General features: G+C 70.5%; 11 protein-coding genes. 6 read left to right on the top strand and 5 right to left on the bottom strand.

What is annotated here, in order from left to right; all coding sequences use genetic code 11:
• Window positions 1-177: 177 nt before the first annotated feature.
• Window positions 178-894 (bottom strand): MBL fold metallo-hydrolase, encoded by a 717-nt coding sequence (locus RPX00_RS41710; RefSeq protein ID WP_406643266.1) that lies wholly within the window; start codon window positions 892-894, stop codon window positions 178-180.
• Window positions 895-933: 39 nt separating this feature from the next.
• Here RPX00_RS41710 and RPX00_RS41705 point away from each other — a divergent pair, with 39 nt between their 5' ends.
• A complete protein-coding gene (locus tag RPX00_RS41705; RefSeq protein WP_406634012.1) occupies window positions 934-1,764 on the top strand; it encodes a YwqG family protein in 831 nt (276 codons plus the stop codon).
• A gap of 4 nt (window positions 1,765-1,768) precedes the next feature.
• Here the strand turns inward: RPX00_RS41705 and RPX00_RS41700 are convergent, their stop codons facing one another.
• Window positions 1,769-2,461, bottom strand: a complete 693-nt coding sequence (locus RPX00_RS41700) for an RNase H family protein (protein ID WP_406634010.1) — start codon at window positions 2,459-2,461, stop codon at window positions 1,769-1,771.
• A 337-nt stretch (window positions 2,462-2,798) separates the two neighbouring features.
• Between RPX00_RS41700 and uvrA the strand changes: the two genes are divergently transcribed.
• Window positions 2,799-5,660, top strand: a complete 2,862-nt coding sequence (gene uvrA / locus RPX00_RS41695; protein ID WP_406634008.1) for an excinuclease ABC subunit UvrA — start codon at window positions 2,799-2,801, stop codon at window positions 5,658-5,660.
• 861 nt (window positions 5,661-6,521) lie between these two features.
• Here the strand turns inward: uvrA and RPX00_RS41690 are convergent.
• A complete protein-coding gene (locus RPX00_RS41690; protein WP_406634006.1) occupies window positions 6,522-7,166 on the bottom strand; it encodes a fibronectin type III domain-containing protein in 645 nt (214 codons plus the stop codon).
• Between the two features lie 120 nt (window positions 7,167-7,286).
• Between RPX00_RS41690 and RPX00_RS41685 the strand changes: the two genes are divergently transcribed.
• The gene (locus RPX00_RS41685; protein ID WP_406634004.1) at window positions 7,287-7,733 is read left to right on the top strand and encodes an SRPBCC family protein; all 447 of its coding nucleotides are present in this window, start codon (window positions 7,287-7,289) and stop codon (window positions 7,731-7,733) included.
• Here RPX00_RS41685 and RPX00_RS41680 read toward each other — a convergent pair.
• Complete coding sequence (locus tag RPX00_RS41680) at window positions 7,730-9,163, bottom strand: MFS transporter (RefSeq protein ID WP_406634001.1); 1,434 nt, start codon at window positions 9,161-9,163, stop codon at window positions 7,730-7,732. The genes RPX00_RS41685 and RPX00_RS41680 overlap by 4 nt on opposite strands.
• 116 nt (window positions 9,164-9,279) lie before the next feature.
• Here RPX00_RS41680 and RPX00_RS41675 point away from each other — a divergent pair, with 116 nt between their 5' ends.
• Entirely contained in the window at window positions 9,280-9,681 is a 402-nt protein-coding gene (locus RPX00_RS41675; protein WP_406633999.1) for a winged helix-turn-helix transcriptional regulator, read from the top strand.
• 100 nt (window positions 9,682-9,781) lie between these two features.
• Here the strand turns inward: RPX00_RS41675 and RPX00_RS41670 are convergent, their stop codons facing one another.
• The gene (locus RPX00_RS41670) at window positions 9,782-11,125 is read right to left on the bottom strand and encodes a cation:dicarboxylate symporter family transporter (RefSeq protein ID WP_406633997.1); all 1,344 of its coding nucleotides are present in this window, start codon (window positions 11,123-11,125) and stop codon (window positions 9,782-9,784) included.
• Between the two features lie 163 nt (window positions 11,126-11,288).
• On the opposite strand from RPX00_RS41670, the gene RPX00_RS41665 reads away from it, so the two are divergent.
• Window positions 11,289-12,893, top strand: coding sequence for an ATP-binding protein (locus RPX00_RS41665; protein WP_406633995.1), 1,605 nt, complete (start codon window positions 11,289-11,291; stop codon window positions 12,891-12,893).
• Window positions 12,890-13,558 carry a response regulator gene (locus RPX00_RS41660; RefSeq protein ID WP_378308437.1) on the top strand — a complete coding sequence of 223 codons (669 nt, stop codon included), beginning with the start codon at window positions 12,890-12,892 and terminating at the stop codon, window positions 13,556-13,558. The genes RPX00_RS41665 and RPX00_RS41660 overlap by 4 nt, the downstream gene beginning before the upstream one ends.
• Window positions 13,559-13,617 lie beyond the last annotated feature (59 nt).

Raw genomic sequence — 13,617 nt, 5'->3', positions numbered from 1 at the left:
TGCGGGTCGGGAATGGATTCACGCGGCGGCCGAATTCCCTTGGCGGGCTTGGGGGTTCCCCGGCCTGCCCGCGCGCCAGGCCGAAACCGAACCGCGCGGGCGAGCGTCGGCTGGCACCGCATGCCAATCGCGGAAACGGGGCCGCCAAGGCAGGCAGCCCCGTTCCGAAACGTCAGCTCACCAGCCGCGTTCGCGCCACTCCGCGAGGTGCGGCCGCTGCTCGCCCAGCGTCGAATCGTCCCCGTGTCCCGGGTAGAACCACGTGTCATCCGGCAGTTCATCGAAAATCCGCGACGACACATCATCCAGCAGCGACGTGAAGTCCTCCGGCGACGACGTCTTCCCGACCCCGCCCGGGAACAGCGAATCCCCGGTGAACAGGTGCCCGTGTCCCTTCGGATCCCGGTACAGCAGCGCGATCGACCCCGGCGTGTGGCCGCGCAGGTGGATCACTTCCAGCGTCACCGCGCCGACCTTGAGGGTGTCGCCGTGTTCGACCAGGAAGTCCGGGGGGACCGGCAGCGGTTCCGCGTCCAGCGGGTGCGCCGCGGTGTTCGCGCCGTTCGCTCCGGCGACCGCGCCCAGCGCCTGCCAGTGGTCGGCGTGCTGGTGCGTCGTCACGACGGTGCGCAGCGCGGGCCGGTCGGGGCCGTGGCCGATCAGGTCGGAGATGCGTTCCGGGTCGTTCGCCGCGTCGATCAGCAGCGCTTCGTTCTCCTCGCGGCACACGAGCAGGTACGCGTTGTTGTCCATCGGGCCAACGGAGAGCTTGGTGATGGTGAGTCCGTCCAGCGTCCGGCGCGCGGCGTCGCCGCCCGGTTCGACGTGTCCGGTGTAAGTGTCGGCGATGTTCACGAGTCCCCACGGTAGCCGGATCACCCGCGCGGCGGCCATGCGGCCGTTTTTGTCGGTGCCTGCTGTCAAGATCTCCGCATGACCTCTTGGATCGACCCGCTCGCCAAGCTGGCGCGCGAGAACCTGCCGCCGGATGTGGCCGAGGCGTGGGAAACGGTGTTCCGCCCAGCAGTACGGCTCGCGGCGGGCGGGACCGGCCCGCGCGTCGGCTGTCTCGGCGGGAACCCAGCACTGCCCGCGGACGTGGAATGGCCGGTGTGGCGGGGCGAGCTGCCGATGAACTTCGTCGCCTCGATCGACTGCGCGGCGCTGCCCCGGGTGCCCGGCGGGATCGAGCTGCCCGAGTCGGGTTCGTTGCTGTTCTTCTATTGCGACGACTGGTTCGAGGCCGAGGCTCCGGTCGACCTGACGGCGCTCGGCGGGGTCGTGGTCGTGCCCGACGGCGTCGAGACGGCGGAACGGACCGCGCCCGAGGGCGTCCAGGTCTATCCGCGGCTGGAGGTGTCCGCGGAAGTCACGGGCACTTTCCCGAACTCCCAGCAGGAGGTGCTGCGTCGCACGCTCGCCCGCGACGGGCTCCCGCTTTCCGATCCGAACAACTGGTCGGAGGAGTTCTGGGATCTGCTCAGGGAGACGGCGACCACGCCGTACCACCAGATCGGCGGCTGCTCCTGGCCGATCCAAGGTCCGCCGGAGGACGAGGTCGCGGCCGCGGTCCTGCCCGATGACGCGTCAGGCTCGGACTGCGCCGACGAAGCGTTGCGCTGGGCTTTGCTCGCCCAGATCGACAGCGACAGCGACGCGGGCATGATGTGGGGCGACGTCGGCATTCTGTACTGGCTGATCCGCGAGGACGACCTCGCCGCCGGCCGGTTCGACCGGGTTCGGTGCGTCATGCAATGCGGGTGAGCCTTCAGCCGCGCCGGTGCCGGCTCAGCCATTCCGGCGTGCAGCACGATTCGCACGGTTCGAGTTCGCCCGGGATCACCGACGCCCAGGCGATCCGGACGATCTCGTGCGTCTCGCGGCCCATCCGCTCCTGCCGTTGCTGGCCCCGGCGCAGCCAGTAGCAGTCGGCGTCGTTGTGATAGGCGTTGCCGCCCTTGGTGCGGTAGCCGGTGGGCAGCACGCCCGCGTCGAGTTGCCGGCAGTCGGCGCAGTAGGCCTTCGTCATGCCGTGCCTGCACTCGTCGTCTTCCGGCGGAGCGGGCGGCCGGGCGGCGGGCCGGGCCGCCGTCGCGAGTTCGTCGAGGCGGGCGCGGACGGACGGTTCCTCGACCGCCCGCCACGTGATGTGGTGGCGGGCAGCGCTGGCGCGCAGGCGGGGGAGGAGGTCGTCGGACGGCTGGCCGTCCGCGTCGAGCGCGGTGCGGAGATACTCGCTGTCGGTGTAGAGGTGCACCCGGACCGGTCTTTTCAGCCTTTCGAGCGCTTCGACCGCCGCGGTCAGTGCCATCCGGTCCGCAGTCGTGTCCGCAGCGCCGCCCGTCATCGACTTCCGGTGGTCGCCGTAGGCCAGTACGGCGGCCCAGCCTCCCGGGCCGGACCGGTCGCCGCCTTTCCCCGCGGCGTAGATCCGGACGGCGCTGGTGTCTTCGCTCCCCACGCCCCGAACGTAGCGGGCCGCCCGCCGCCCGGCGGCGGCTCCCCGGAAATCGCTGCTCGCCGGTCGGTTTCCCGGCCCGTGCACCCGGGCCGGGCAGCCGTCGCCGACCTGTATCGTGGAACCGGGCCAGCCCGCGCATCCGCTCTGCCGCGCGGGGCCGCCGACAGCGTCCGCGGACCCCGCCGCGGGCCGCTTCCCCCGGCCCCCGGAGAGCGGAAAAGCCCAGGCAGAACACGTGCGGTCCGGTTTTTGTCGGTGGTCGTCCTTACTCTGGGCGCGTCCGCTGGAACCGGATCTCCGGCGGGCCACCGAGCAGAACGATGGAAGGGACGAAGGCGTGGCTGATCGCCTCGTTGTTCGCGGAGCGCGCGAGCACAACCTCCGCGGCGTGGATCTCGATCTGCCCCGCGACAGCATGATCGTGTTCACCGGCCTGTCGGGGTCGGGCAAGTCGAGCCTTGCCTTCGACACGATCTTCGCCGAGGGGCAGCGGCGGTACGTGGAGTCGCTGTCGGCTTACGCCCGGCAGTTCCTCGGGCAGATGGACAAGCCGGACGTCGACTTCATCGAGGGCCTCTCGCCCGCGGTGTCGATCGACCAGAAGTCGACCTCGCGCAACCCGCGGTCGACCGTCGGCACCATCACCGAGGTCTACGACTACCTGCGGCTGCTCTACGCCCGCGCGGGCAAGGCGCACTGCCCGAAGTGCGGCGAGGCGATCAGCAAGCAGACGCCGCAGCAGATCGTCGACCAGGTGCTGGAGATGCCCGAGGGCACCAAGTTCCAGGTGCTCGCGCCGGTCGTGCGCGGGCGCAAGGGCGAGTACCTCGACCTGTTCCAGAACCTGCAGCAGCAGGGCTACGCGCGCGTGGTCGTCGACGGCACGGTGCACCCGCTCACCGACCCGCCGAAGCTGAAGAAGCAGGAAAAGCACCAGATCGGCGTGGTCATCGACCGGCTCACGGTCAAGACCAGCGCCCGGCAGCGGCTCACCGACTCGGTGGAGACGGCGCTGCGGCTGGCCGACGGCCTGGTCGAACTCGACTTCGTCGACCTGGACGAGAACGACCCGCACCGCGTGCGCGGCTTCTCCGAGAACCTGGCCTGCCCCAACGGCCACCCGCTGGCGATCGAGGACCTCGAGCCCCGGTCGTTCTCGTTCAACTCGCCCTACGGCGCGTGCCCCGAGTGCACCGGCATCGGCATCCGCAAGGAGGTCGACCCGGAGCTGGTGGTGCCGGACGACGAGCTGTCGCTCGCCGAGGGGGCCATCGCCCCGTGGGCGGGCGGGCAGAGCGCCGACTACTTCCTGCGGCTGCTGGAATCGCTGTCGGAGGCGGTCGGGTTCCGCATGGACACGCCGTGGCGGCGGCTGCCCGCGCGGGTGCAGAAGGCGGTGCTGCACGGCGTCGACGAGCAGGTGCACGTCCGCTACCGCAACCGGTACGGCAGGCAGCGCTCGTACTACGCGGCCTTCGAGGGCGTCATCCCGTTCCTGGAGCGGCGGCTCGAACAGACCGACTCGGAGTACATGCGCGAGCGGTACGAGGGCTACATGCGCGAGGTGCCGTGCCCGGCCTGCCAGGGCACCCGGCTCAAGCCGGAGATCCTCGCGGTCACCCTCGAGCACGCGACGCAGGGCGACCGGTCGATCGCCGAGGTCTGCGCGCTGTCCATCGCGGAGGCGTCGGAGTTCCTCGACCAGCTGGTGCTCGGCCCGCGCGAGGCGATGATCGCGGGCGCGGTGCTCAAGGAGATCCAGGCGCGGCTGCGCTTCCTGCTCGACGTCGGGCTCACCTACCTGTCGCTCGACCGCGCGTCCGGCACCCTGTCCGGCGGCGAGGCGCAGCGCATCCGGCTGGCGACGCAGATCGGATCCGGGCTGGTGGGCGTGCTGTACGTGCTGGACGAGCCGTCGATCGGCCTGCACCAGCGCGACAACCACCGGCTGATCGAGACGCTCACCCGGCTGCGCAACCTCGGCAACACGCTGATCGTGGTCGAGCACGACGAGGACACCATCCGGGCCAGCGACTGGGTGGTCGACATCGGCCCGGGCGCGGGCGAGCACGGCGGGCACATCGTGCACAGCGGCCCGTACAAGAAGATCCTGAAGAACAAGGAATCGATCACCGGCGCGTACCTGTCCGGGCGGCGGCAGATCGAGGTGCCGGCGATCCGGCGGCCGGTCGACAAGAAACGGCAGCTCACCGTGGTGGGCGCGCGCGAGCACAACCTGCGCGGCATCGACGTGTCGTTCCCGCTCGGCTGCCTCGTGTCGATCACCGGCGTGTCCGGCTCGGGCAAATCGACGCTGGTCAACGACATCCTCGCGCAGGTGCTGGCCAACAAGCTCAACGGCGCGCGCCAGGTCCCGGGCCGCCACACCCGGGTCAACGGCCTCGGCAACGTCGACAAGCTGGTGCGCGTCGACCAGTCGCCGATCGGCCGCACGCCGCGCTCCAACCCGGCCACCTACACCGGCGTGTGGGACCACGTGCGCAAGCTGTTCGCCGCCACCACCGAGGCGAAGGTCCGCGGGTACCAGCAGGGCCGCTTCTCGTTCAACGTCAAGGGCGGCCGCTGCGAGGCGTGCGCGGGCGACGGCACGATCAAGATCGAGATGAACTTCCTGCCGGACGTCTACGTCCCGTGCGAGGTGTGCAAGGGAGCCCGGTACAACCGGGAGACGCTCGAGGTGCACTACAAGGGCAAGACGGTGTCCGACGTGCTGGACATGCCGATCGAGGAGGCGGCCGAGTTCTTCGAGCCGATCAAGGCGATCCACCGGCACCTGCAGACCCTCGTCGACGTCGGCCTCGGCTACGTCCGCCTCGGCCAGCCCGCCCCGACCCTGTCCGGCGGCGAGGCCCAGCGGGTGAAGCTGGCGAGCGAACTGCAGAAGCGCTCCACCGGCAAGACCGTCTACATCCTCGACGAGCCGACCACCGGCCTGCACTTCGAGGACATCAGCAAGCTGATCGGCGTGATCAACGGCCTGGTGGACAAGGGCAACACGGTGATCGTGATCGAGCACAACCTCGACGTGATCAAGACGTCCGACTGGATCGTGGACATGGGCCCGGAGGGCGGCTCCGGCGGCGGCACCGTGATCGCCGAGGGAACGCCGGAACAGGTGGCGGCCACCAAGGGAAGCTACACGGGCGAGTTTCTCGCGGAGGTGCTCAACCCGGCCTGATCGCGCAGTTTGGGCGTCGTGAGTGTTTATGCCGGTGCGCGCCGGGTTTAGCGCTCACGACCCCGATCGGACCCAGCACCCAGCGGCAGCCCGGCGGGGTTCTCGGCAGGTGGCGCCCGGCCACCGCTGCCCGCGTGCCTGGGCTGGTTCGGCCGCCGCAACGCGCGTGCCTGGGCTGGTTCGGCCACGGTGATGTGCGCGCCTGGGCTGGCTCGGCCGCCGCAACGCGGCCCGCCCAGCCCGGTGCACCCCGCCAGGCCGGTGTGGCCCGGCCAGGCCGGTGCGGCCCGGCCAGGCCAGGGTGATGGGTGCGCCTGGCTCGGCGAGGGTGATGCGCGCGCCCGGCCCGGCGACCTTGGCGCATGCGCGTGTGCCCGGATGCGGCGAGGCGTGGCGCGGCCACGTTGATGCGCGCGCGGGCCCGGCCGCGTTGGCGTGCGTGGGCGTGGCTGTGGTGAGGGGTGTGTGGGCCCGGCCGTGTTGATGTGCGTGGGCCGGGCTGTGGTGAGGAGTGCGTCCGGCCGTGTTGGCGCGCTTGGGCCCAGCCCCAGGGAGGGTGTGCACCCGGCCGGGTGACGCGTGTGCGTGGGCTCGGCTGCGGCGATGCCCGGCCCGGTGGCGCGTGAGCGGGTTCGGATCGGGCTGGCCTGGGTCCCCGCCCCGCGGTCTTGGCCGAGGCTGCGCGGCCTCCTCCGGCCGGTGAAAACGGCAGCGCTTGGCGCAGTTCGCTTGACTCGATGCCGAGCGGATACGCCCGCGCGGTCCGGCCAGGGCTGAGCCGTGCGGTCCGGGCTGATCTGGCTGCCGCCGGTCCGGCTAGACCTGGCCTCGGGGGCCTGCTGCGGTTGAGCAGGGAACGGGTCAGTCCTTCCCCGTCGTGCGTTCGACGATCGGAGAAAGCGGGCCGTAGGACAGGGCGCGGAGCCGGAAGGCCGAGCCCTGTTCTCCGGGCAGGAGGGAGAGCGCGCACTGGGTCGCGTTCGGGTCCGCGAACTCGACCGGGGTGAAATCCGGCGTGCCCGGGCGGCGGATCTCCAGCAGGAAGCCAGCTTCGTCGGTTGAGCGGTCGGTCCAGCTGAAGTGGAGGTTCTGGTCCGCGGACGGCGTCGCCGTGAGGTGGGTCGGGGCGGCGTCGGGGTTGTGCACTGACGTTCGGGGAGCTTCCTCGGGAGGCGGAGCGGGGGAGGGATTGCCCGCCACCGCGGAGACCGGGCCGGAGAAGGAGCGGATTCGGTAGTAGAACGGGGTTTCCGGGATCAGGTCCGGGTGGGTATAAGAAGTCTGGCCGGGCGGGAGGTACTGGAGCGCCGTCCACGGGCCGTCGGTGGTGTTGGTGTATTCGAGGAGGTAGCCGGCCGCTGCGGGGTCTCGGGGCCAGTGCAGGACGACGTTGGTCGGAGAGGTGAGAGTCGCGGTGAAAGCGGCCGGCGTGGGCGGGGAGCTGCAGCTGGCGAGTGTCGCGGCCAGGATGGCGGTCGCGAGGGCGGTTCGGGCGGGTACCGGCACGGCAAGCCTCCGGAAGGGGTTCTGGCGGCGGCGTACCTGGGGCGTGGCCAGCCTAAAAACCACAGTCAAGATCGACAAGCTCGCTTCCCGCTGATCGGCACTGGAGAGGAGGGAACGGGGGTGCGTGAGAGCGTCGAGTATTCGTTCCGGAGTGTCTGGTGGCTGCCGACTGCCTTGCCGGAGCGGGTGTTTGACGCGATTGTCGACCTCGAGGCGTATCCGCGGTGGTGGCCGGACGTCCAGTCGGTGCGTCAGGTTGACGACGACACCGCGCGGATCGTCTGCCGGTCGCGGTTGCCGTATCGGATTGTCGTCGCGATGCATCGGGAGCAGCAGGACGCGGAGGGGCTGCGGGTGCGCGTCCGGCTGAGCGGGGACCTCGACGGGGTGCTCGCCGGGGCGATCCGCGCCGACGCCGGTGGCACGACGTTGGAGATCACGCAGCACGTCCGGGCGCGGAAACCGTTGCTGCGCAGGCTGGACGTGGTGGCCCGGCCGTTCTTCCGCGCCAATCACGCGTGGATGATGCGGCGGGGCCACCACGGGCTTGCCGGGTATCTGGCTTAGGAAGCGACCGGTTCAGGAGTGGCGGCCGCGGGGGAGGAACGTCGGCCCAGAATTACCGCGGCGAGGATTGCGGCTAGGGCGGTTAGTCCGGCGCTGAAGCCGTACGCGACTCGGAAGCCGGAGGCCAGTGCTTCCTTCTCGGGAGCGCCGTCGCCCAGCAGCGCGGCGGTGCGGGTCGCGGCTGCGGCGGCGAGGATAGCGGTTCCCAGGGCACCGCCGACCTGCTGGGTGGTGGTGATCAAACCGGACGTCACGCCGGAGTCGGCGGGGGTCGCGCCGGACATGGCCAGGCCCATCAGCGCCGGGATCGCGGTACCGGCTCCGGCGCCCATCAGGATCAGCGACGGGAGCACGTGCAGGGCGTAGCCGCCGTCGGTCTGGACTTGGGTCAGGTACAGGAAAGCGACCGACGTCGTCAGCAAACCGGCCACCAGCACCGCGCGCGGGGAGAAGCGGGTGTTCAGCCAGTCGGCCAGGCCGAGGGAGAACGCGCCGATCATGATCGGCGTCGGGACGAAGGCGAAACCCGTTGTCAGCGCGTCGAAACCGAGGACCTGCTGGAGATAGAGGGCGGTGACGAACTGGAATCCCAGGAACCCGGCGACCATCACGACCATGGTCAGGTTCGCGCCGCTGATCGCGCGGACGCGGAGCAAGCGCAGGGGCAGCAACGGGGTTCGCGTCCGGGCTTGGCGCAGCAGGAACAGGAAGAGCAGCACGACGGCCGCCGCGAGAGTGCCGATGGTCAGGAAGGTCCAGCCGGAGTCGCCGGCTTGCACGATGCCCAGCACCAGCAGCATCAAGCCCGCGGTGACGAGGAGCGCGCCCAGGACGTCGATGCCGGTGCGCAGGCCGAGGCCGCGGTCGGAGGCGACGACCAACGGGGTCAGGACGAGTGCGGCGACGCCGATGGGCAGGTTGATGTAGAACGTCCAGTGCCAGTCGAGACCCTGGGTGAGTGCGCCGCCGGCGACCATGCCGATGGACGCGCCCGCGGCTTGGGTGAAGCTGTACACGCCGATCGCGCGCACGCGGGCGCGTGGTTCGGGGTAGAGCGTCACGATCATTCCCAGGACGACCGCCGAGGTCAGAGCGCCGCCGACGCCTTGGACGAAGCGCGCGATCACCAGCGTGGTGGCGTTCGGCGACAAGCCGGCGGCCAGCGACGCGGCGGTGAATACGACGACGCCGATCAGGAACACCCGCCGCCGGCCGGCCAGGTCGCCCAGGCGGCCGGACAGCAGGAGCAGGCCGCCGAACGCGACGAGGTAGGCGTTGACCACCCAGGCCAGCCCGGGCGCGCTGAACCCGAGGTCGGTTTGGATCACCGGCAGGGCGACCGCGACGATCGAGCTGTCGAGCACCACCATCAGCGAGGCGGCGGACAGCACGGCGAGCGCGGCGCCGCGATGCCGAGCGGTTTCGGGCATGACAAAGTCCTCCAGAACCAGCACAGGGGAGAGTTTCCGCTGGTCGTAGCCAGGGCATCTCTTGTTACAGTGCCCATCATGTGTGACCATGGGGACGTGCGGAAGGAGGCACTTTCATGTCCCAGGGGAACATCGCTGTGACCGACGAGGCCACGGACTTCGACCCGGCGAAATTCGCGGTGTGCACGGTGATGGAGGTCGTGAACCGGATCAGCGGGAAGTGGGTGATCGGCATCCTGCTGGAGGCGACGCGCGGGCCGGTGCGGTTCACCGAACTCGAACGCTCGGTGCCGGGGATCAGCCGCCGCATGCTCACGCTCACCCTGCGGAATCTGGAGCGCGACGGCCTGCTGACGCGCACGGTCTACCCGACGGTGCCGCCGCGGGTCGAGTACGAGGCCACCGAGATGGCGCGCGAGCTGTACGACTCGTTGTCCGGGCTGGTCGACTGGGCGGAGCGGCACCGCGAGGCGATCGCGGTTTCCCGGCAGGGGTACGACGGCCGCACTGCTTGCTGAGCATAAAAGGCGCCGCAGCCGTGCGCACGGGGGACGCGCACGGCTGCGGCGCCGAAACAGTCCGCACCCGGAGGGAAGGGGCCCGGGCGCGGACTGGGCCTCAGGCGTTGGCCGGAGCCGGAGCGGCGGGTTCGGCCGGTTTTTCGTCGAGCAAGGTCGCTTCGTCGAACGGCGCCTGGCCGGTGAACACCTGCCGCGAGCGGTCGCGGTCGAATTCCTTCATCCACGATCCGATGAGGACAGTCGCGACCGCGTTGCCCGCGAAGTTCGTCAGCGCCCGGGCCTCGGACATGAACCGGTCGATGCCGAGGATGAAGCCGACGCCGTCGACGAGTTCCGGCCGGTGCGACTGCAGGCCGCTGGCCAGCGTCGCGATGCCGGCGCCGCTGACGCCCGCCGCGCCCTTGGACGCGATGATCATGAACAGCAGCAAGGTGATCTGCTCGCCGAGCGCGAGCGGCTGGTCCTGCGCGGTGGCGATGAACAGCGTCGCCATCGTCAGGTAGATCGCGGTGCCGTCGAGGTTGAACGAGTACCCGGTGGGCACCGTGATGCCGACGACCGGCTTGCTGACCCCGAGGTGCTCCATCTTCGCGATCAGCCGCGGCAGCGCGGATTCCGAAGAGGACGTCGACAGGATCAGCAGGAATTCGCGGCCGAGATACCGCAGCAGGCTGAAGATGTTGACCCGCGCGCCGAGCCACAGCACCGCGCCGAGCACGCCGAACACGAACACCAGGCACGTCAGGTAGAAGCCGAGCATGATCACCAGCAGGCTGCGCAGCGCGCCCCAGCCGGTCGCGCCCACCACCGCGGCGATCGCGCCGAACGCGCCCACCGGGGCGGCCCACATGATCATCGACAGGATGCGGAACACCAGCCGCTGGATGTGCTCGATGCCGCGCAGGATCGGTTCGCCGCGCTTGCCGAGCTTCTGCAGCGCGAACCCGGCCAGCAGCGCCACGAGCAGCGTCTGCAGCACCTGGCCCTCGGTGAACGCGGACACGAAGGTCTTCGGGATGATCCCGAGCAGGAAGTCGACGCCGCCCTCGCCCTTGGCCTGCTGGTGCACCTTGGACACGTCGGCCGGGTTGAGGTGCAGGCCGCTGCCCGGGTGCAACAGGTTGCCGACGACGAGCCCGATCGCGAGCGCGAACGTCGACATCACGATGAAGTAGACCAGCGCCGTGATGCCGACCTTGCCGACCTTCGCCGCCTTCGCGACCGAGCCGATGCCCAGCACGATGGTGCAGAAGATGATCGGCGAGATCATCATCTTGATCAGGTTGACGAAGCCGGTGCCCAGCGGGGCGAGGCTCTTGCCGACGGACGGCCAGAGCAGCCCGACCGCGACGCCGAGCACGACGGCGGCGATCACAGCCAGGTACAGGTAACGCGTGCGGTCGCGCTTGGGCGCGACTGCCTCGGGGGTCGGTGTAGGCACCGTTGCCTCCAGCTCGGTGGGGGGAACGCGGGTCACTATGCGGGGACAGTATGACTGGCGTCACTGTTGTGTTCATTGAGTTCGCAGCGAGACCGTCCGGTGTGGACTTCCCGGCGGCGATGCCGGAGTGTTGCCGGACCCGTGCGTGTGCTGGTATGAGCGGGTGCCCCCGACACCTCGGATCCGGACGAGCCGCTGGAGCCTGGCCCGCCAGCTGCTGGTGCTGCAGCTGGCGATCCTGCTCGTGCTCGTCTCCGGCGGCATCACTATCGCCTACCTCGACGCCCGCCGCACGACGACCGACCGGGCCGGGGAGCAGTCGCTCGCGGTGGCCCATTCGATCGCGGACGCGCCGGACGTCGCGCGGGCTGCCGCGACAGCCGACCCGACCGCGACGCTGCAGCCGTACGCGCTGCGCGTGCTCGCGGACACGCGCGTGGACTTCGTGACGATCATGTCGCCGCAAGGAATCCGTTACACGCACCCGAATCCGGCGCTGATCGGGCAGCGGTTCCTCGGGCACATCGAAGCGGCGCAGCGGGGCGGAGTGGTGTCCGAGACCTACACCGGCTCGCTCGGCCCGTCGGTGCGCGTGGTGGTGCCGGTGTTCGACGCGAACCATCGGGTGGTCGCGCTCGTCGCGGTGGGCATCACGATCGCGGCGATCTCGGCCGAACTGCAGGAGCGCGTCTGGCCGCTGCTCGGCGTGGCGGCGGCAGTATTGCTAGTGGGCGCCTGCGGGGGCTGGCTGGTGAGCGCCCGGCTGAGGCGGCAGACGCGCGGGATCGCGCCCGCGGAGCTGAGCAATCTGTTCGAGTATCACGAGGCGGTGCTGCATTCCGTCCGCGAGGGTGTGCTGCTGGTCGACCGGGACGGCCGGGTCGGGCTGTGCAACGACGGCGCCCGCACGCTGCTCGGGCTGAGCGGCGACCCAGTCGGGAAGCCGCTCGCCGAACTGGGGTTGTCGCCCGAGCTGGCGGCCGCGTTCACCGCGCCGGAGAACCGCACCGAGGAACTGCATCTGACCGACTCGCGGGTGCTGGTCGTGAGCACCACGCTCGTCAGCTCCGGCGGCCGCGCGCAGGGCACTGTCGTGATTCTGCGCGACCACACCGAACTTCAGACGCTCACCGGCGAGCTGACTACGGCGCGCAGCCTTGCCGAAGCGTTGCGGTCACAGGCGCACGAAGCCGCCAACCGGCTGCACACGGTCGTCTCGCTGGTCGAATTGGGCCGTCCCGAGGACGCCGTGGAGTTCGCGACCGCCGAACTCGCGCTGGCGCAGGAACTCACCGACCGGGTGATGACCGCGGTCGCCGAACCGGTGCTGGCCGCGCTGCTGCTCGGCAAGGCCGCGGAGGCGAGCGAACGCGGCGTGGAGTTCACCATCACGCCGGACACGATGATCGACGACCTCGGCCCCGGCGTCGCCGGACGGGATCTGGTGACGATCCTCGGCAACCTGATCGACAACGGAATCGACGCCGTGGTGCGGGAATCCGGTGCGCGTCCGGCGGTGGTGGTCACCGCGCGGTCCGAAGAGGACGGTCTGCTGCTGCGCGTCGCGGACAACGGGCCGGGCGTGCCGGAGGAAGCGGTGGGGGAGATGTTCCGGCGGGGCTGGTCGACCAAGGCCGGGGACGAGCACGGGCTCGGGCTGGCGCTGGTGGTGCAGGCGGTCCGGCGCTACGGCGGCACTATCGACGTCGGACGGGACGGCGGCGCGGTGTTCACCGTGCGGTTGCCGAGGCAGGAGGTGCCGGCGTGATCCGGGTGCTGGTGGTGGAGGACGAGCCGGTGGCGGCCGAGGCGCACCGGCTGTACGTCGAGCGGCTGCCCGGGTTCGAGGTCGCCGGGGTGGTGCATTCCGGCGGCGAGGCGCTGCGGTTCTGCGAACGCGAACCGGTCGACCTGGTCCTGCTGGACTTCTACCTGCCGGACACGCACGGCCTCGCGGTGTGCCGTTCGCTGCGCGCGGCCGGGCTGCCGATCGACGTCATCGCGGTGACGTCCGCACGCGACCTCGCGCTGGTCAAGGCGGCGGTCTCGGTCGGGGTCGTGCAGTACCTGCTGAAGCCGTTCACGTTCGCCTCGCTGCGGGACAAACTGGAGCGCTACGCGTCGTTCCGCGAGGCGTCCGGCGAGGTCACCGGGCAGGCGGAGATCGACCGCGCGCTCGGCACACTGCGCACCACCGAGGCCGCGCCGTTGCCGAAGGGCATGAGCGCGGAGACGCTGGACGCGATCACCGACGCGCTCGCCGGGGCTGGCGAAGGACTGTCCGCCGGCGGTGCCGCGAGCGCGATCGGAGCGTCCCGGGTGACCGCGCGGCGGTACCTGGAGTACTTGGCGGACAACGGGTTGGCGCAGCGCGAACCACGATACGGGCAGGTCGGGCGGCCGGAGGTGTGGTACCGGCTGAAGCCTGGCTGACCCCGTCAGCGCTTCGTGCGCGGACGGTAAGCGCATCCCTCGAAGGTGTGGACATCGAA

Origin of the sequence: Amycolatopsis sp. WGS_07 (assembly GCF_045278895.1) — a bacterium.
Classification (GTDB): domain Bacteria; phylum Actinomycetota; class Actinomycetes; order Mycobacteriales; family Pseudonocardiaceae; genus Amycolatopsis.
This window is presented reverse-complemented; position numbering and strand designations above follow the sequence as displayed.

Coding starts and splice junctions, on each gene's coding strand:
- RPX00_RS41680 (WP_406634001.1), bottom strand. CDS start 9,163: ATGCCCGAAACCGCTCGGCATCGCGGCGCCGCGCTCGCCGTGCTGTCC.
- RPX00_RS41710 (WP_406643266.1), bottom strand. CDS start 894: ATGGCCGCCGCGCGGGTGATCCGGCTACCGTGGGGACTCGTGAACATC.
- RPX00_RS41705 (WP_406634012.1), top strand. CDS start 934: ATGACCTCTTGGATCGACCCGCTCGCCAAGCTGGCGCGCGAGAACCTG.
- RPX00_RS41675 (WP_406633999.1), top strand. CDS start 9,280: ATGTCCCAGGGGAACATCGCTGTGACCGACGAGGCCACGGACTTCGAC.